This window comes from Gemmatimonadaceae bacterium (assembly GCA_019637355.1).
In the GTDB taxonomy this organism is placed as follows: Bacteria; Gemmatimonadota; Gemmatimonadetes; order Gemmatimonadales; family Gemmatimonadaceae; genus Pseudogemmatithrix.
The window spans coordinates 2107424-2124243 of record JAHBVT010000001.1 but is presented as its reverse complement, the minus strand read 5'-3'; the positions used below and the strand labels follow the sequence as shown (position 1 = coordinate 2124243).

General features: G+C 69.2%; 17 protein-coding genes. 15 read left to right on the top strand and 2 right to left on the bottom strand.

Annotated features, from left to right (window positions below; all coding sequences use genetic code 11):
* Window positions 1-468: 468 nt before the first annotated feature.
* The 3 genes from KF689_09750 to KF689_09740 all read left to right on the top strand — a co-directional run bounded on the left by KF689_09750 (window position 469) and on the right by KF689_09740 (window position 2641).
* Entirely contained in the window at window positions 469-1131 is a 663-nt protein-coding gene (locus tag KF689_09750) for a thioredoxin domain-containing protein (GenBank protein ID MBX3133654.1), read from the top strand.
* A gap of 152 nt (window positions 1132-1283) precedes the next feature.
* The gene (locus KF689_09745; GenBank protein MBX3133653.1) at window positions 1284-1646 is read left to right on the top strand and encodes a hypothetical protein; all 363 of its coding nucleotides are present in this window, start codon (window positions 1284-1286) and stop codon (window positions 1644-1646) included.
* Window positions 1643-2641, top strand: a complete 999-nt coding sequence (locus KF689_09740; protein ID MBX3133652.1) for a hypothetical protein — start codon at window positions 1643-1645, stop codon at window positions 2639-2641. The genes KF689_09745 and KF689_09740 overlap by 4 nt, the downstream gene beginning before the upstream one ends.
* Before the next feature lie 500 nt (window positions 2642-3141).
* Here KF689_09740 and KF689_09735 read toward each other — a convergent pair whose 3' ends face one another.
* Window positions 3142-3546 (bottom strand): IS110 family transposase, encoded by a 405-nt coding sequence (locus tag KF689_09735; protein MBX3133651.1) that lies wholly within the window; start codon window positions 3544-3546, stop codon window positions 3142-3144.
* Complete coding sequence (locus KF689_09730; GenBank protein MBX3133650.1) at window positions 3489-4229, bottom strand: hypothetical protein; 741 nt, start codon at window positions 4227-4229, stop codon at window positions 3489-3491. The genes KF689_09735 and KF689_09730 overlap by 58 nt, the downstream gene beginning before the upstream one ends.
* A gap of 233 nt (window positions 4230-4462) precedes the next feature.
* Here KF689_09730 and KF689_09725 point away from each other — a divergent pair, with 233 nt between their 5' ends.
* The 12 genes from KF689_09725 to corA all read left to right on the top strand — a co-directional run bounded on the left by KF689_09725 (window position 4463) and on the right by corA (window position 16077).
* Window positions 4463-5623 carry an IS30 family transposase gene (locus KF689_09725; GenBank protein MBX3133649.1) on the top strand — a complete coding sequence of 387 codons (1161 nt, stop codon included), beginning with the start codon at window positions 4463-4465 and terminating at the stop codon, window positions 5621-5623.
* A 38-nt stretch (window positions 5624-5661) separates the two neighbouring features.
* A complete protein-coding gene (locus KF689_09720; GenBank protein MBX3133648.1) occupies window positions 5662-6306 on the top strand; it encodes a GAF domain-containing protein in 645 nt (214 codons plus the stop codon).
* 44 nt (window positions 6307-6350) lie between these two features.
* Window positions 6351-6659: a hypothetical protein gene (locus KF689_09715; GenBank protein ID MBX3133647.1), complete on the top strand. Its 309-nt coding sequence runs from the start codon at window positions 6351-6353 to the stop codon at window positions 6657-6659.
* Complete coding sequence (locus tag KF689_09710; GenBank protein ID MBX3133646.1) at window positions 6656-6979, top strand: hypothetical protein; 324 nt, start codon at window positions 6656-6658, stop codon at window positions 6977-6979. Before KF689_09715 ends, KF689_09710 begins: the two co-directional genes overlap by 4 nt.
* A gap of 113 nt (window positions 6980-7092) precedes the next feature.
* Window positions 7093-7989: an AAA family ATPase gene (locus tag KF689_09705; GenBank protein MBX3133645.1), complete on the top strand. Its 897-nt coding sequence runs from the start codon at window positions 7093-7095 to the stop codon at window positions 7987-7989.
* 2 nt (window positions 7990-7991) lie between these two features.
* Window positions 7992-8855, top strand: a complete 864-nt coding sequence (locus tag KF689_09700) for a DUF58 domain-containing protein (GenBank protein MBX3133644.1) — start codon at window positions 7992-7994, stop codon at window positions 8853-8855.
* Window positions 8852-10111 (top strand): BatA domain-containing protein, encoded by a 1260-nt coding sequence (locus KF689_09695; GenBank protein MBX3133643.1) that lies wholly within the window; start codon window positions 8852-8854, stop codon window positions 10109-10111. The genes KF689_09700 and KF689_09695 overlap by 4 nt, the downstream gene beginning before the upstream one ends.
* A complete protein-coding gene (locus tag KF689_09690) occupies window positions 10108-12192 on the top strand; it encodes a hypothetical protein (GenBank protein MBX3133642.1) in 2085 nt (694 codons plus the stop codon). Before KF689_09695 ends, KF689_09690 begins: the two co-directional genes overlap by 4 nt.
* A complete protein-coding gene (locus tag KF689_09685; protein ID MBX3133641.1) occupies window positions 12192-12803 on the top strand; it encodes a DUF4159 domain-containing protein in 612 nt (203 codons plus the stop codon). Before KF689_09690 ends, KF689_09685 begins: the two co-directional genes overlap by 1 nt.
* The gene (locus KF689_09680; GenBank protein ID MBX3133640.1) at window positions 12787-14073 is read left to right on the top strand and encodes a hypothetical protein; all 1287 of its coding nucleotides are present in this window, start codon (window positions 12787-12789) and stop codon (window positions 14071-14073) included. The genes KF689_09685 and KF689_09680 overlap by 17 nt, the downstream gene beginning before the upstream one ends.
* Window positions 14070-14993, top strand: a complete 924-nt coding sequence (locus KF689_09675) for a histone deacetylase (GenBank protein ID MBX3133639.1) — start codon at window positions 14070-14072, stop codon at window positions 14991-14993. The genes KF689_09680 and KF689_09675 overlap by 4 nt, the downstream gene beginning before the upstream one ends.
* A 40-nt stretch (window positions 14994-15033) precedes the next feature.
* Complete coding sequence (gene corA / locus KF689_09670) at window positions 15034-16077, top strand: magnesium/cobalt transporter CorA (GenBank protein ID MBX3133638.1); 1044 nt, start codon at window positions 15034-15036, stop codon at window positions 16075-16077.
* Window positions 16078-16820: the final 743 nt, after the last annotated feature.

Here is a 16820-nt window from a genome sequence, read left to right as displayed (position 1 = left end):
TTCTACCTCGAAAGCCAAGACTGCGGCGGTTTGACACATCTTGCGCCTGCGTGCACCCATCGCAACAATTTCCGCGCGTCTTCCGAGTTGCCTACGGAACGCATCTCGTTGTTCCACACCACAACGTTTGGAGGCACGACCGATGATGCACCAGTCAAAGCTCCGCAAGTTCGTGTGGGTAGCAGTTGCAATCCCGATGCTGACATTCGGAGCACTCGCCGTGAGTGCTTCGACGGCAAAGGCGGACGAGGAGGGGTGTCGCTGTAAACCGAGCAAGTGCTCCGATGCCGATCAGGACTGCTACATGCTGAGTTGTAGCGACGGCACTAGCAAGATCTGCGACGGGCGCTACAACCAGACGTAACGGACGCCCGCTGAGAGGCAGTGTCGCTGAAATTCGACGGCATTGCCTCTCGGTTGCCCCGCATTTGCCGATCACGCTCACCCGCTCCCGCCATCCAGTCGCCGATGAAGCTCATTGAGCACATGCGTGAGTACCTCGTAGGCTACGCCTTGATTGCGGGCTCACTTGTCCTCACTGCAATTGCAGCAGTCCAATTCGGTCACCGCGAGCCGCTGCAAGTTAGTGGCCTCCGTGAGGGCGCGTTCACGGATTCCCTCGAGGCGACATCGATACATCTGAGCGAGTCGGGCACTGCGGTCGTAGTGATCTCGGACTACCTCTGTCCGAGCTGCAGCGTGCTGGCGCGCAATCTTAGGAGCTTGGATGCAAAGCATCCGGGACGGTTGAGCGTGAGTGTACACCACTTCATCGTCTCGGGTGATTCGATGTCAGTCACTGCGGCAGTAGCCGTCGAGTGCGCGGCACGCGTCGGCGTAAGCTCGAGCGTAGACCTAAGGCTGTACTCCGCTGTTGACAGGGGGCCCTTGACCGATTCCATAGTCCGCGAACTACTCGTAGGTTCAACGCCCACGTCGGAGCAAGCCGAAGTCGCCTCCTGTTTCGACACTCGCGCCCCAAAAGATCGGGTTGAATCGGATTCCCGTCGGGCGCGCGAGCTTGGGTTGCTTGGCACCCCAGCTCTGGTCGTTCGGGGCAGACTCTACTATGGCGCACTGTCGACCGATTCGCTTGAATCACTCCTCCTCGCACCCGAGGGCAAGCCATGAACAGACGGGTCCGGATGCGACTTCTGGCATCCTTCACACCGCTCTTCGTCGCGGCGCTCGCAGGCTGCTCTCGTCAATCCGTGGGGTCAGTGTCCCGAGCGCGGGAAGTAGTTGATGAAGTTCGCTCTGCTCTCGAAGCCCCGACTGGCATTGTGTTGATGGTTAACCCCGCAACTTGCGCACTGAAGAGCGACTTCGTCGCCGCTCTGGAGCGTCTCTCAAGTCACCATGGTGTTCCGGTACGCATCCTGTTCTTTGGGGTCTCTATGGAAGACTCAATCCACGCGCGTGTTCGTGCCGACCTCGCCTTAGATGGATCAATTACTTCTGAAGTCGTGGATCAGTCTGAGTTGGCCAGAAGACTTGCCCTTCCGGAAGGCGGCATTCCAACGCTCTACTCGTTACGCCGCGGCGAGCTGGAGGCTGCGCTTTACGGAGATGCCGCGATTTCAGAGCGCGCGTTCCTCAACGGAAGGTTCGGGTTGCTTCTTGACTCCAACGAGGTGAGACGATGAATGCCTCTGCCGTAGCTCGCGCCTTCTTCGCGCTGCTTCCCGCAATCGGCTCCCTTTTCGCGCAGGAAGGAAGGCGCTTTCCTGGGGGGCAATGGGAGATTGTATCGCGATTGCAGGACGCTACCGGTGACTTGCTGGTGAATCCGCAAAGACTCGCACACTGCGGCTGGGGAGTGGTCGTGATGGACTATGACGATCAACATCTCGTAGCCGTTGATACGACTCTGAAATCGCTTTGGCGTTTTGGACGACGCGGCAGTGGTCCGGGCGAGTTTCAGCAGCTTGGCGGCGTGTCGTGCGACGCCAGCGGCCAGTTGTGGGTACTAGATCGCGGAAACTCAAAGCTACTCCGACTTCGCTCGGACGGGCGTACGTACGTGGAGTCGAGGTTGAGCGTCGGAACCCGCCGTGGCGACGCGCAGGCGCGCGGCGGACAATGGATCGGACTCACGCAACAGGGTAAGGGCGAGCTCGCCACCGTGTTCGATTCCGCGGGAAACGTGCTCCGTCTGGTGTCGGAGGTACCCGAACTGGCTCCGCTGAACCAGGCACAGCGCGAAGCATTCATTGCCACCACTCATGACGGAGGTGCAATTGTCGCGTTCAGGTGGTCAAGTCTCTTGCTCAGCATCTCTCCTGAGGGTTCTGCAAGCGTGTTGCACCCGGGCGTGACAAGAATTGCGTTCGCCGAGTACAAAGCGTATCCCACAGGGCAACGCAACGAAACGATGCTCCGTATTAATCCCGACGCCGTTGAGGCAGTTCGCACAATTGCAGTGCGCGCTGACACTCTTTTCGTAGTCGCCCCCGACGGTCGTGATCAGGAGAGAGCGATCGTCGACCTGTACTCAATAAGCGGCAAGCGCTACCTCGAATCTCGGCGGCTGAGTTTTGCCACCCCATCCATTGCTGTATCGTCGGGTCATTTCTTCGCACTCGTCCAAGATCCGCTTCCTGGCATTGTACGCCTCCGGTGGACCGTGCGACAACGGTGAGGTGCATTTGCGTGTAACTTGAACCAGACCTGATCGTTGAAAATGACCACGACCAGCAGGCTCGGTTCTCGCGAAGCGAAAAAATGCAGCTCGAGCGTTGTGCCTGTTTGCAATGCGTGCACCAAGATCCGCAATGATGATGGCGCGAGCAGCATGACTCGATTTGCTGTCGACAAGCGCTTGGCTGGTCGCGGTTATCGGAGTGCTCGCAGCAGAAGCACACGTTGCTATGACTGGGCATCCGTCAAGGGCACGATCTACATCGGCGCTCCCGCGTCGAGGGTGGTGAAGCAACGGGCTCGGATGCCAGCGGCGGCTTCGACGATGAATCCTGCTGCTATACGCCGGTCAGTCTCCAGGAGACCGGAGCGGCACGAAGTGGATTCGTCCGGAGCAGGCGCGTTCTATGCGCGGGGATCCACGCTCTCGCGAGCGCTACCCGATAACGTGTGCCGCGCGTCCTCCCTATCGTGCCGCTGGAACCCGAGCCGAGCTGTCTCCTACGCCTGTGCGTGCGGCGGCGCCTCCTCGCGCATCACCGCCCACAGGAACCCGATCAACTCCCGCGCCACCGCCACCGCCGCGACCTGGCGCGCGTGGCCGTCCTGCAACCGGTGGTAGCGCTTGTACAGGCGATGCTGCGCCTTCCACGCGTGCGCGATCACCGCCGCCGGCTGGCCCGCCTGCCGCTGCTGGTGCCGCTTGCCCACGCGCGGCAGGTGCCGATAGCTCCACGCCGCCTGCACCAGCACGTGCCGCACGTGCGCGTTCCCCGCCTTGGTCAGCGCGCCGCGGCGCTCGCGCTCCCCGCTCGAGTGCTCGCGCGGCACGAGCCCCACGTAGCTCATCAGCGCGCGCGGCGACGCGAAGCGCCGCCAGTCGCCGAGTTCCGTGGCGAGCACCATCGCCGCCAAGGTGTCGATCCCCCGGAAGCAGCCGAGGCGGCCAACGAGCGGCGCATAGGCCGGCGTCGCCGCCAGCTCGGCCACGCGCTGATCAGCGAGGTGCGCCGCCCCTCCTTGTATGACAACAGCGCGAGGTGCTCCTGCAGGATCTCGCGATCCTCCGCCGCCAACGGCGACGCGGTCTCCCGCAGCAGCGTCGCCAGCCACGCGTGGTGCGCCGGCGTCCACGGCTTCGCGCCGTACCCGCAGCCGCGCCGCGTGAGGAACTTCAGCACGTAGTGCCGCGACCGCATCACCTCGCGCTGCAGCGTCGTCCGCAGGCGCACCACATCGCGGATGCGCTCCTCCGCGGCCGCCGGCACGCGCACCGGCGTGAGCTCCCCCGCGCGATGCAGCCGCGCGAGTTGCACCGCGTCATACCGGTCGTGCTTCCGCTGCACGCCCGGCCGCGTCGGGATGAGCGACGGCGCGATCACGTCGCAGGCGACGCCCCACGCGGCGCACGCGCGCTGCAGCACGAAGCCCGCGCACGACGCCTCGTAGACCACGCGCACCGTCCCCTCGCGTTGCCAGCGCCGGACGTAGCGCTCGAGCTTCGGCAGCGCGTTCGGGAGCCGGTCCACGCACTCGGCCTGGGCCGCGCCGTCGCGGAGCACCGCCGACGTGACCGAGGCCTTGTGCACATCCCATCCAAGCCAGATAGTTGAGGCAGCTGCTGCAGGTATCGATGATATGGGCTGGTTCTCCGTTGCAGGAAGGGCGACGTACTGTCGCCAGTGGCTCTGGCACCTTCGACGCACTCGAGGAGCTAACCCACGAGAGGTCGGGGGGCCAGCCCAGTCATAACTTCTATGCGGACTGGATTCAGCTGGTCGATGCAACACCTTCAGTAGTACACTCCTTGGAGGTAGTTGCGATGTTTATCCCAAGCCCGCACGGCTACACGTGGCAGCAGCGCGCAGAGTTGTGGGCGCGCTACCGGGCCGGCGACTCGGTCCGCGAGATTGCCCGTGCCCTCGCGAAGGCCCCCGGCGCGCTCCACGGCGTGATTCGCTTGCAGGGGGGCATCTCGCCGCGCCTGCGCGCGCGATCCGCGTTGGCCATCTCGCTCGAGGAGCGTGAACCCATCTCCCGCGCACTGGCCGCAGGGCACTCGTATCGCGCCATCGGGCGCACGCTCGGCCGCGCGGCCTCGACCATCAGTCGTGAAGTGAAGCGACACGGCGGCCGCACGAAGTATCGGGCCGTGCGCGCCGATGACGTTGCCTGGAGATCGGCGCGTCGGCCGAAACCCTGCCGACTGGCGTCACGCCCGCGCCTCCGGTATCTCATTGCCACGAAGCTGAAGCTCAACTGGTCCCCCGAGCAGAGCAGCGGGTGGTTGCGCACGACGTACCCCGATGAGCCGGAGCTCCACGTGTCACACGAGACGATCTATCGCTCGCTGTACGTCCAAGCGCGCGGGGTCCTGAAGAAGGAACTGATGAAGCACCTGCGCACGCGGCGCGGGACCCGGCGCGCCCGCGCGTCCACACGCAAAGGCCAGGGGCGCGGCCGCATCGCCGACGCGATTCCCATCAGCGCGCGCCCCGCCGGGGTGGAGGACCGGGCCGTGCCAGGCCACTGGGAAGGCGACTTGCTCGCGGGCGGCGGCAACACGCATATCGCGACGCTCGTCGAGCGCACGTCGCGCTTCACCATCCTCATCAAGGTGGCGAGCAAGGAACCGGCGAGCGTCGTGCCCGCCCTCATCCGCCAGATTCGCCGACTCCCGGCGCACGTGACGCGCTCGCTCACGTGGGACCGCGGCACCGAGCTCGCCCACCACAAGCGCTTCACCATCGCCACCGGCGTGCAGGTCTACTTCTGCGATCCGTCCAGTCCGTGGCAGCGCGGCAGCAACGAGAACACGAACGGACTGCTCCGCCAGTACTTCCGCACGGGTGTGAGCCTCGCCAACGTTACGCAGCGCGACCTGAATCGCGTCGCCGACCAGCTCAACGGGCGCCCGCGCAAGACGCTCCAGTTCCGAACCCCCGCGGCCGTCTTCGAGGCCGCTGTTGCATTGATTGATTGAATTCATCAGGGATCGCCTGTGTCCCACCATCGACCGTGATGTCCCGCCGCCGCCGCTGGCAGTTGCCCGATCCGCCGGCCGCATCGCTACCGGCCGACCCGGCCCTGCGCGTGGTCGCCGAGTTGGCCCACGCGGTGGTGCAGGCCGAGGACCCCGCCGAGGCCTACCAGTTCGCGCTGGACCGGGCCTGCCCGGCCGTGGGGGCCTCGCTGGGGGCGCTCTTCCTGCTGGATGGGGCTGCCGAGGTGATGCGCGCCGTGGCGGCGCACGCCTGGCCGGAGCGCTGGCGGCCCTGGCTGGGGGAGATGCGGGTGCGGCTGGGCTTTGGCCCGGCCGGCGAGGCTGCCGCCGAGCGCCGATTGATTGAGGTGCCGGATGTGTTCGCAGACCCTGCCCTCGAGGACTGGCAGGAGGTGGCGCGGGAGCTGGGCTTCCACGCCATTGTCGCCGTGCCGGTGCTGGGGCGCGACGGCGTGGTGGGGGCGGCCAGCTTCTACTTTGACACCCCCGGCACGCAGCCAGGCCCCTCCAAGGCCCTCCTGCGGGCCGTGGCGGACCTCGTGGCGGCGGTGCACGAACTGGACGTCCTGCGCCGCTCCCTGCGCCTCGCTGAGGCGGCGCTTGAGGACGAACGCTCGGCCGCCACGCCGCGTAGAGAGGACAGCGCCGCAACCGACGGATAGATTTCGGTGTCGTACAGGCACCCGATAACGGAGAGTTCCCCCAAGTGACGCGCCATCAGCAGTCCGGTCGTACGCTGCAGCAGCAGCGCACCGCAATGCCCGCCGCCGAGGTCCTCCACGAGGCCCGCGAGTTCTTTGCCCTGCGCAGCGGCATCTACGCCGCCTTCCTCGAGAAGCAGGGCCCCAACTGGATGAGCCTGCGTGGGCAGGGTGGCGAGGAGATCGTTATTGCCGCCACCGAGGAAGCCGGCGGCACGTCCGTGAGCGCCTCGAGCTATATGTTCGACGCGCAGGTCGCGCAGTTCCTGGCCACTTTGCCGCCGGCTGGTGAGTCGGCGGGAGCGGTGGCGTGAACGCCGTCCTCAACCGCCTGCGCGCGCGCCCCGGCACGCTGGCGCTGGGCGCCGACTCGGCCGAGGCGATCACCGTGCGCGTGCAGATGCCCGAGCTCTGGGACACCATCGCCGTGCGCTGCGCGCCGGACGCCTCGGTGCGGGCACTCAAGCAGGCGGCGCTCGATGCCTTCCTGCCGGTGCATCATCCGGTGGAAGACTTCGTGATCAAGCTGCGTGGGTTTGAAGTGCTCGATGAATCCGCGCCGCTCACCGTGGCGGGCGCGCGCGACGGCTCGACCTTCCTGCTGACGTACCGCCGCCGGCGGCCCGTCCGCTGAGCGCGGCGCCGGCGGTGTCCGATCGCGACGCGCTGCTGGCGGCCGCGCAGCGCCTCCGCGCCGAGGTGGCGCGGCGCATCGTCGGGCAGCAGGAGGTGCTGGACGAGATCCTGATGGCCTTGGTGGCCGGCGGCCACGCGCTGCTCGTCGGCGTACCGGGCCTCGCCAAGACGCTGATGATCCGCTCGGTGGCCGAGGCGATGTCGCTCGACTTCCGTCGCATCCAGTTCACGCCGGATCTTGTGCCCAGCGACATTACCGGCACCGAGGTGATGGAAGAAGACACGCAGACCGGCCATCGCGCCTTCCGCTTCGTGCGCGGGCCGGTCTTCGCGAACATCGTGCTCGCGGACGAGATCAACCGCGCGCCGCCGCGCACACAGGCCGCGCTGCTGGAGGCGATGCAGGAGCACCGCGTCACCGCCGCCGGTGCGACGATGGACCTGCCGGAGCCGTTCTTCGTGCTCGCCACGCAGAACCCGATCGAACAAGAAGGCACGTATCCGTTGCCCGAGGCCCAGCTCGATCGCTTCCTCTTCGACATCCGCATCGGCTACCCGGGCGCGGACGAAGAAGTCGCCATCCTGCGCGCCACCACCGGCGTGGGTGGCGAGACGCTGCAGCCGATTCTCGACGCGCATCAGGTGCGTGAGTTGCAGCGGATGACGCGCGAGGTGCCCGCCGCCGATGCGGCCCTGCGCTACGCCGCCGCTCTCGCGCGTGCCACGCGCCCGCAGGGCGGGGAAGCGACGCCGCTGGTGGAACAGTACGTGCGCTGGGGCGCCGGTCCGCGCGCCGGCCAAGCGCTGATCCTCGGCGCCAAGGCCGCGGCGCTGCTGGCAGGCCGCCACAACGTCGCGCCGGACGACATCCGCCGCGTGGCGCGCCCGGTGCTGCGGCATCGCGTGCTGCCGAACTTCGCCGCCGAGGCGGAAGGGGTCACGGCCGAGCGGATCGTGGACGACCTCCTCGAGCGCGTCCCCGAGCCGCGCGGCCTCACCGGAATCTGACGATGCCGGTCGGCCCGTACGGCGCGTTGCTCGACGCCGTGCGCGGTGTGCGCTGGCCCGCCCGTCGTGCGGTCCCGCACGGTGCCCCGGGAATGCACCAAGCCCGCTCGCGCGGTGTGGCGCCGGAGTTCGCCGAGTACCGGCCGTACCGCCAAGGCGACGACCCGCGCCGACTCGATTGGAAGTTGCTTGCACGCTCCGACCGCGCGTTCGTGCGCCTCGCGCCGGACCACGCGGTGCTCGGAACCACGCTACTCGTGGATGCCAGCGCGTCGATGGACTTCCCGACGGGCGATGCGGGGAAATGGCCGCAGGCGCGGCGGCTCGCCGTGGGGCTCGCCGCCGTCACGCACGCGGGCGGTGATCCACTGGGACTCACAGTCGTGGCGGGCGAGGGAGTGCGACGCCTTGAACCGCGCACGCGCGCCGGTGTCGTTGGTGACGTCGCGCGCCTGCTCGGTGCGATCCGCCCGGCTGGCGCGCCGACGCTGGCCGAGCACGTCGCGGTGGCGACGGGGCGTTGCGTGGTGATCACCGACTGCCTTGGCGACGTCGACGAGCTGCGTGCCGCGCTGGCGCGGCACGTCGTGCGCGGCGGTGAGGCCTACCTCGTGCACGTGGTGGCCGCCGCGGAGCTCGAGCCGGGCGAGGCCGCGATGCTGGCGACCGATCCGGAGCACCCCGAACTCAAGCGCCCGCTGGTGGCGGCCACGCGCGCGGCGTACCGCGCGCAGTTCGATGCCTTCCGCGCGCAGGTGGCACACGCGATGCGCGCCGACGGCGTGCAAGTCCTTGAGGTGCGCGACGACGAACCCAGCGAGACGGCCATCCGCCGCATCGCGCGGCCACCGGAGGCGCGGCGATGAGCTTCCTCGCGCCGTGGATGCTAGCACTTGGCGCGCTGGCGGCGGTGGGCGCGGTGGCGCTGCACCTGCTGAGCACGCGTCGGCCTCCGGCGCGGCCGCTGCCGACCGCGCGCTTCGTGCCCGAGAGCGAGGCGCGGGCCGTGGCGCGCACGTCGCGGCCGACCGACTTGTTGCTGCTCGCGCTGCGCGTGGCGGCGCTGCTGTGCATCGGCGCTGGCTTCGCGCGGCCGGTGTGGGATGGCCAGGGGCCGGCGTTGCGCACGGTGTGGGCGGTGGAGTGGACGTCGGCGCTTGCGGACGCGGAGCAACTGCGCGCCGACGTCTTGGCCGGCCTCGGCTCGCACGACACGCTGGTAGTCTTCGATACTGCGGCTCGCGCGATGTCTCGCGAGGAGTTTGCGGCACTCGAGGCGCCCGGCGTGCGCGGCGCGCGGCTCTCACCGATGCTCGTGGTGGCGACTGACGTGGCGCCGGCCATCGCACGCGGTGCAGACTCGGTCGCGCTGCGCGTGCTGAGTCTGTTCTCCGGCGAGATGCACGATGCGGCCACGCCTGCGCTGCGCGCCGCGTGGCCGGGCCGCGCGAATGTCGTGGCTGTCGCCGGCGCCGTTGACACTGCGAGCGCGTCGCCGCCCGAAGTGCTGCCAAGAGACGCCAGCGATCCACTGCTCGCGACCTTGCCCTCACTGCTGCAGGCCAGAGGCGGGCACGCAGTGCGAATCCGGCGTGGCGCTGCGCTTGCCGCGGACTCGGCGTGGCTGGCCGCGAGTGCTGACCGCGTGCTGCTGCTGTGGCCCCGTGCGGCGCTGCCGGATTCTGCGCTCGTTGCCGACGGGGTCTTGTTCTTCGAGGGCGATGGGCCGTCGTTGGTCGCGCCGCTCGGCCGTTTGCCGGTCGGGGTAGGGCGCGTCATCGCGCGTTGGCGGGATGGAGCGCCGGCGGCGGTGGAGCGCGCAGCGGGCGGCGGTTGCGTGCGTGAGGTGGGCGTCGCGTTGCCGGAAGCGGGTGATCTTACGCTGCGTGCGCCGTTCGTCCGCGTGCTGGAGGCGCTGGTCACACGCTGCGGAGGACGGCGCGAGCCGCCCCTCGACAGCGCAGCACTGGAGTCATTCGCGGGCAGCGGGCCGCTGGCCAGCGCTGACGCGATTGCCAAGGCGCAGGCGCACTCGGAGCTGGCACCGTGGCTTCTCGCGGCTGCGTTGTTGCTCCTGCTCGCCGAGCAGTGGCTGCGCCGTCGGCCCTCGGAGGCCGCGTGAGTCCCGTCGTGCGACGCCTGCGCCGTGCGCGCCGTGTGCTGCTGCTCGGCATCGCCACCAGGGCGGTGCTCGTAGGCATCCTCGTGGCGCTCGCGGCGATGCTGTTTGCGCTTGCGGTGGATGTGCTCGTTGGCCTGCCGTTGGCTTGGCGCGCGCGGTTCGTGCCCGCGGCCTGGCTGGCCGGCGCGCTCGCGATGGCCTGGCAACTGCGTCGTGGCGCGAGTCTCATCGCCGCAGCCGGCGACGAGGGCATCGCGCTGTGGTTCGAGCGACGCATCCCCGCGCTGCGCTATGCGCTCGTGACGCGCGTGACCGCGACTGACGCTGTTCCTACTGACGCAGCCGCCCTCGACGCGGCGATCGCCGCCGCCCCGCTCGAGTCCGAGGTGACGGGCGCCCTGCGCGCGGCGCTGCTGCGTCCGTCGGCGGCGTTGCTGGTCGCGCTGGTCGTCCTGCTACTGCTGCCGTCGGGCGCCGTGGGCCGCGTTCTGGCTCCGGCGCCCGGTGATGCTCTTGAGCGCGCCGGTGCCGCGGCGCGGGCCGGGGCCGATGCATTGGCAACGATCGTCGTGCGCATCCAGCCGCCGGCGTACATCGGCGGCACCACAGTCGCGCTCGACGACCCCGCCACAGTCGCAGCGCTCCCGGGCAGCCGCGTCACGGTCGAAGGGCGCGGCCGCGACGTGCGCGCACAGGCCGCGGGTCGCGAGTACACGGCCGTGGCATCAGGCGGCGACCGCTGGCGCATCGTGTTGCCCGTCCCCGCAGCCGCAGAGGCAGTTCGTCTCGTTGCCGGTGCGCGCGAGCGTGTGCTGGTCATCGAGCCGCTCGCCGACTCAGCGCCGGCGCTCCGCCTCAACCAACCCGCACGCGACACGGTGATGCGCGTCGCAACCGGCACGCTCCGGCTCGAGGCCGAGGCCAGCGACGACTACGGGCTCGGCAGCGCCGCCTTCGAGCTCATCGTCAGTACGGGAGAGGGTGAGCTGTACGAGTTCCGTACCCTGCGAGTCGGAGAACGCCGCTTCGACGCCGGCGTGCGGCGCGCCGAACTGCGCGGCGTGCTGAACCTGGACTCGCTGCGCCTGCGACCCGGCGACCTCGTCCACCTGCGCGCCATCGCCGCCGACCGTAACGATGTGACCGGCCCCGGCCGCGGCGCCTCCGAAACGCGCAGCCTGCGCATCGCGCGCGCCGACGAGTACGACTCCGTCGCCGTAGATCCCCTGCCGCCCAGCGAGCCCGAGAAGGATGCGCTTTCGCAGCGGATGTTGCTCGAGCGCACGCGCGAGCTTGTGCGCAGCGCACCGCGCCTCGGCGTAGACGCCGTCACCCGCGAGTCGCGTCGCATCGGCGTCGACCAGACCAAGCTGCGCCAGCGCGTGGGCCGCGCCGTGTTCGAACGGCTCGGCGAGGACGAAGGCGAGCACGCGCACTTCCCGGGTGACGGGCACGCGCACGGCGAGGAAGGGGTGATCAATCCCGACGACATCCTCGCCGCCGCCGAGCGCGCCGCCAACGCCGACCCCACGCGCAACCTCGACAATCACGGTGATGAGTCGCCGGTGGTGGCGATCAACCGTCCGCTGCTCGAGGCGTACAACTATATGTGGCGCGCTGGCTCGGAGCTGGAGACCGGCCGGCCCGCCGCCGCGATTCCGTGGATGGAGCGCGCCATCGCCGCGCTGCAGCGCGCCCGCGCCGCCGAGCGCATCTACCTGCGCGGTCGCCCGCCGGCGGTGGTCGTGGACCTGGCGCGTGTGCGCTTGGCCGGAAAGGACGAAGGCAACCCCACCACGCGCAGTGCGCGCCCGGCGGCCGACCCCGCGCGCGCGGCACGACTCGCGCGCTTCGACGCCACGCTGTCGCTGGTGGCGCGAGACCCGGCCGCTGCGGCCGACTCGCTCTTGTTGCTGCGCGTGGGCCTGCCGGAGGCGGAGCGCCCCGCGATGCTCGCCCTCGACGCCGCTGCCACCGCGCTGCGCCGGGGCGGGGACGTGACCGCCGCACTCACCGCCGCGCGCCGTGCCCTGCTCGCCGAGCCGCCGCAGCGCGCGCCGCTCGCGGCCTGGGGGCGCTGATGGCCGAGTTCACCTGGGCCACCGCGCAGTATGACTCCGGCGACTGGGACAGCGCGCCGATGGTCGCGCCGAACCTCATCGACTCCATCGCGCGGTACACGAGCATCGACGTCGCGCCTACGGGCGTCATCGTGCCGCTGGGCTCGCGCGACCTGTTCCGCTATCCGCTGGCGTTCCTCACCGGCCACCTGCCGGTGCGCTTCTCGGACGTCGAGCGTGATACCCTGCGCGAGTTCTGCCGCCGCGGCGGGATGCTCTTCGTGGACGACCACAACCACGACGTCGACGGCGAGTTCCATCGCACGGCCTGGGAGGAAATCGCGCGCGCCGTCGGCCCGCTGCGCGACCTGCCCAACGACCACGAGCTGTACCGCAGCTTCTTCGTGTTCCCCGACGGCCCGCCGACCACCAGCCACGAGCTCAACGGCTGGGGCGACAACCTCGTGCACAAGCACCTGCAGGCCGTGGTGCACGAGGGGCGCATCGCCGTCCTCTACAGCAGCAAGGACTACTCGTCCGAGTGGAACTACCATCCGGACAACAAGCGCTTCATCTCCGTGGACAACACACGCTTCGGCGTGAACGTGGTGGTGTATGCCCTCAGCCGCTGAGTCCACGCGCGCAGGGGCGCAGGCGCCACTGCGCCGCGAGGGCCTGCTGCGCGGCGCTGCGATCGCGGCCCTGCTCGGCGCGCTGCTCGTGGCCCTGTGGTTGGGCGCAGGCGCGTCAGGGGATGGCGAGACGCTCGCGATGCGGTTCACCGTTGCGCCGAGCGCCGTCGCCCGAGATTCACTCGCGGCACTCGCCCGCGCCGGCCGTCGCGTGACCTGGACCGGTGACGTCGCTGCTGTGGCCGCGATGGCGGAGGTCGTGCGCGAGCCGCTCCCCCGTTGGCGTGTCGCCGTGGTCGGCGATGGGCCGATCCTGCTGCGCGATTCCCTGGGGCCAATCGATTCGCTCACCGCTGGCGTCGTCACCACCGAGCCCACGCTCGGCCCCGCGCTCGCGGTCGAACGCGGCACTACCGCCGCAGTCGCTCCAAGCGAGCGCATTCAGTTGCGCGGCGTCCTCATGCTCGGACGCGTCGGCTGGGAGTCGCGCTTCGTGATGACGGCGCTTGAAGAAGCCGGTTGGCGCGTGGACGCACGGCTCGCGCTCGGTCGCGACCGTGAGGTGCGGCAGGGCACTGCGACCCTTTCGCTCGCGCGGCACGACGTCGTGATCGTGCTGGACTCTGCAGCAGCGCGCCGTGACGCTGCGGCGCTGGCGCGCTTTGCCGACGCCGGCGGCGGCGTCATCCTCGCGGGCGAAACCGCGCGCGCCGAGCCGGCCGCGCTACGGAGCATCGCCCCCGCACGCGTGGCGGGAGTCGAACCGCCCGAGACGCGCAGCTTCGAGGGCCACGAGCCCACTCACGCGCTGCCGCTGTTCGCACTCACGGCGTTGCGCGCGGATGCCGTGCTGCTCGAGGACCGCGAGGGCACGCCTGCAGTCGTCGCCCGTCGTGTCGGACGCGGGCGCCTCATCCAACTCGGCTACGCCGACACCTGGCGCTGGCGGATGGAGGGTGAGGGGCGCAGCGTCGAGGAGCATCGTGCGTACTGGTCGCGCCTCGTCGGGCTCGTGGCGACTGGCGCGGTCCTGCGCGATCAGCCGGATGGGAGCCAGTCGGAGCCCGGCCGCGCCGCCGCCGCAGTCGCCGCACCAGACGCCGGCGACGCCCAACCCCGCGCCGCGCTCACGCAGGCACTCGGCGCCGCCGTGGGCGAGGCGCCGCGCGCCAGCCGCAGCACGCCGCCGTTCCCCGTGTGGCTCGGACCCATCATCTTGCTCGCCCTGCTCGCCGAGTGGGGCTCTCGCCGTACCCGAGGCTTGCCGTGACGCTTGCGTTCATCTCCCACGCTGACTGCGGTCGGCACGACAACGGGTGGAATCACCCCGAGCACGTGGGCCGCATCCGCGCCATCACCAGCGCGCTCAAGTACCATCCCGAGCTCTTTATGGCGATGGAGCTGCTTGAGGGGCGCCACGCCACCGAAGACGAGCTCGCGCTGTGTCACGACCGCGGCTACATCAGCGCCGTGCGCGAGATGAGTGAGCGCGGCGGCGGCCGCTTCGACGCCGACACCGTCGTCAGCGAGGGCAGCTGGGACGCCGCGCGCGCCGGCGCGGGCTCCGTGCTTGAGGCTGTCGAACGGTCGCTCGACGCGCGGAATCCGCGCAGCTTCGTCGCCGTGCGCCCGCCTGGCCACCACGCGCTCCGCGCGCAGGGGATGGGCTTTTGCCTCTTCGGAAACGTCGCCATCGGTGCGAAGCACGCGTTGGCGCGCGGCGCCGAGCGTGTGCTGATCGTGGACTGGGACGTACATCACGGCAACGGCACGCAGGCCTTGGTCGAGGATGACGCGCGCATCCACTTCGTGTCGATGCACCAGTGGCCGTGGTATCCTGGCTCCGGCGCGGCCGAGGACCGCGGGCCGCTGGAAACCGTGTGGAACGTGCCGATGCCGGCGGGGCTGCCAGTGCAGGCGTACCTCGATGCGCTCTTCGGCGCGGTGGACGCGGCGACGGCGGGGTGGACGCCGGATCTTGTGCTGCTGTCGAGCGGATTCGATTCGATGGCGCGAGACCCGCTGGGCGGGTTTACGCTGGAGCCCGCGGACGTGGCGGCGCTGACGCGGGGGATGGTGGAGCGCGCGGGGCGCTGGTGCGGCGGGCGGGTGGTGAGCGTGCTGGAGGGCGGGTACGAGCCGGCGCGGGTGGCGGAGGGGGTGGTGGCGCAGTTGGGGGCGTTACGCTGAGCGTGCTGGCACCGTGACGCTTGACCGGTAGCTTAGAGCTATGCCCCGCAAGCGTCGTGCCTCCTTCCGGCTCCACAAGCACGAGCAGGCCCCGTCCCCCACGGGCACCCCGCGCAGCTGGTACCGCGACGCCCACGGCGCCGTCCGCCGCGACCTCGACGCCGCGGCCCTCACCCACGCCGTCGCCAGCGGCGAGGGCCTGATGTGGGTCGACCTCCACGCCGACAGCGTCGAACATCGCGCCCTGTTGGGCAGCGTCTTCAAGTTCCACCCGCTCAGCATCGAGGATACCACCTCCACCGAAGGCCGCGTCAAGGTGGAGGAGTTTCCCGCCTACACGCTGGTGGTCGTCCGCGGCGTGCGCTTCCTGCTCGAGACCGAAGACCAGTACGACATCGAGACCTTCAACCTCTGGACCTTCGTCGGCCGCAGTTACGTCGTGACGGTGCACGGGACGCACGCGCCGGGCGTGGACGCCACCGTCGAGCGCGTCGGGCGCGATTCGGCGTTGCTCGAGCGCGGCGCCGGTCGCCTGATGCATCACATTCTCGATGCCACCGTGGACGCCTACTTCCCGATCATCGACCAGCTCGATGAGTTCGTGGACGGCCTCGAGGAACGGGTCTTCGTGCACTTCGACCAGGCGGCCCTGCGCGACATCTTCTCGGTCAAGCGCCTCGTCCTCACGCTGCGCCGCCACGTGGCGCCGATGCGCGAGGTCTTCAACACCCTGCAGAGCCGCCCCTCGGCGCACATCTCGCCCGAGGCACAGGTGTACTTCCGTGACGTCTACGACCACGTCATCCGCCTGAACGAGACGCTCGACACGTATCGCGACTTGCTCACCAGCACGCTCGACTCCTACCTCACGCAGATCTCCAACCGAATGGGGCTGGTGACGAAGGGCCTGACGGTGGTCGCGACGCTGAGCGTGCCCTTCGTCGTGGTCAGCGGGATGTGGGGGATGAACTTCGCCCAGATCCCCCTGTCCGACTGGCCGCACGGCTTCTGGGTGATGCTCGCCCTGCAACTGGGGCTGGGTGGCGGCCTGCTCTGGATGCTCCGCCGCAACGGTTGGCTCTAGCGGGGGCAGCGTATTGTCATGAGAACTCGATATCGCATCCTCCTGTGGGCCATCGTTTCGCTCCTTGCGGCCATTATTCCCGCGCGTGCGGACGGGCAATCCGGGCAAGTCTCACGACCGAGGGTCGTGGAGGACGTTGTGAACTCCTTGGAAAGTCAGGGATCTCCCGGGCTAGCGCTCCTCATCCTGAGGCAGCAGGAGATACGCGCGAGCGTGACAGAACGTGATGCTGTGGCGGCGGCATTGGTGGACTTCGTCGTCTCACAGGGGGACGACAAGAGTCGCTTTGACGCCGTCACAAGTGTCATCAATGTCCTCGTTGCGTCTGCCGTAGCTGAGGCTCCCGGAGTGCCCTATGCCGGCGCGACGGCTGCTCTCGCCAAGCTCGCTCGGTTGGCAGGCTACGGATACAATGTCCATGCGTTGGCTGGCTTCGTTCAGGTAGGAGACGAGGTTGCGGTTGCAGACACCCTTGAAGCTATCGCACGGTCCGAGTTGGCGATTGCTCCGATGGCTGTTCGCCTTATCTCGGATTCAAGACACCCTCTTGTCCGTCGGAAGTTGCAGGACCTCTGTGGCGGTCCGCGCCTTCCGGTTCCACAAGCCGAGTCCAGTCTTCGCCGCACCGCCCGTGGGCAGCAGCTCAATGAAGGAAGGTGTCGGGTCGGGTCGCCCTAGGTAGGCTTTGCGGCTACCCTCGAGTCTGATGTGAAGCTGCGCCGATCGTGGCTGGAGACGCGGTC

Excerpts from the sequence above, each read along its gene's own strand:
- KF689_09750 (MBX3133654.1), top strand. The coding sequence starts at position 469 with ATGAAGCTCATTGAGCACATGCGTGAGTACCTCGTAGGCTACGCCTTG.
- KF689_09740 (MBX3133652.1), top strand. The coding sequence starts at position 1,643 with ATGAATGCCTCTGCCGTAGCTCGCGCCTTCTTCGCGCTGCTTCCCGCA.
- KF689_09735 (MBX3133651.1), bottom strand. The coding sequence starts at position 3,546 with ATGGTGCTCGCCACGGAACTCGGCGACTGGCGGCGCTTCGCGTCGCCG.
- KF689_09725 (MBX3133649.1), top strand. The coding sequence starts at position 4,463 with ATGTTTATCCCAAGCCCGCACGGCTACACGTGGCAGCAGCGCGCAGAG.
- KF689_09720 (MBX3133648.1), top strand. The coding sequence starts at position 5,662 with ATGTCCCGCCGCCGCCGCTGGCAGTTGCCCGATCCGCCGGCCGCATCG.
- KF689_09705 (MBX3133645.1), top strand. The coding sequence starts at position 7,093 with ATGGCCTTGGTGGCCGGCGGCCACGCGCTGCTCGTCGGCGTACCGGGC.
- KF689_09700 (MBX3133644.1), top strand. The coding sequence starts at position 7,992 with ATGCCGGTCGGCCCGTACGGCGCGTTGCTCGACGCCGTGCGCGGTGTG.
- KF689_09695 (MBX3133643.1), top strand. The coding sequence starts at position 8,852 with ATGAGCTTCCTCGCGCCGTGGATGCTAGCACTTGGCGCGCTGGCGGCG.
- KF689_09685 (MBX3133641.1), top strand. The coding sequence starts at position 12,192 with ATGGCCGAGTTCACCTGGGCCACCGCGCAGTATGACTCCGGCGACTGG.
- KF689_09680 (MBX3133640.1), top strand. The coding sequence starts at position 12,787 with ATGCCCTCAGCCGCTGAGTCCACGCGCGCAGGGGCGCAGGCGCCACTG.
- corA (MBX3133638.1), top strand. The coding sequence starts at position 15,034 with ATGCCCCGCAAGCGTCGTGCCTCCTTCCGGCTCCACAAGCACGAGCAG.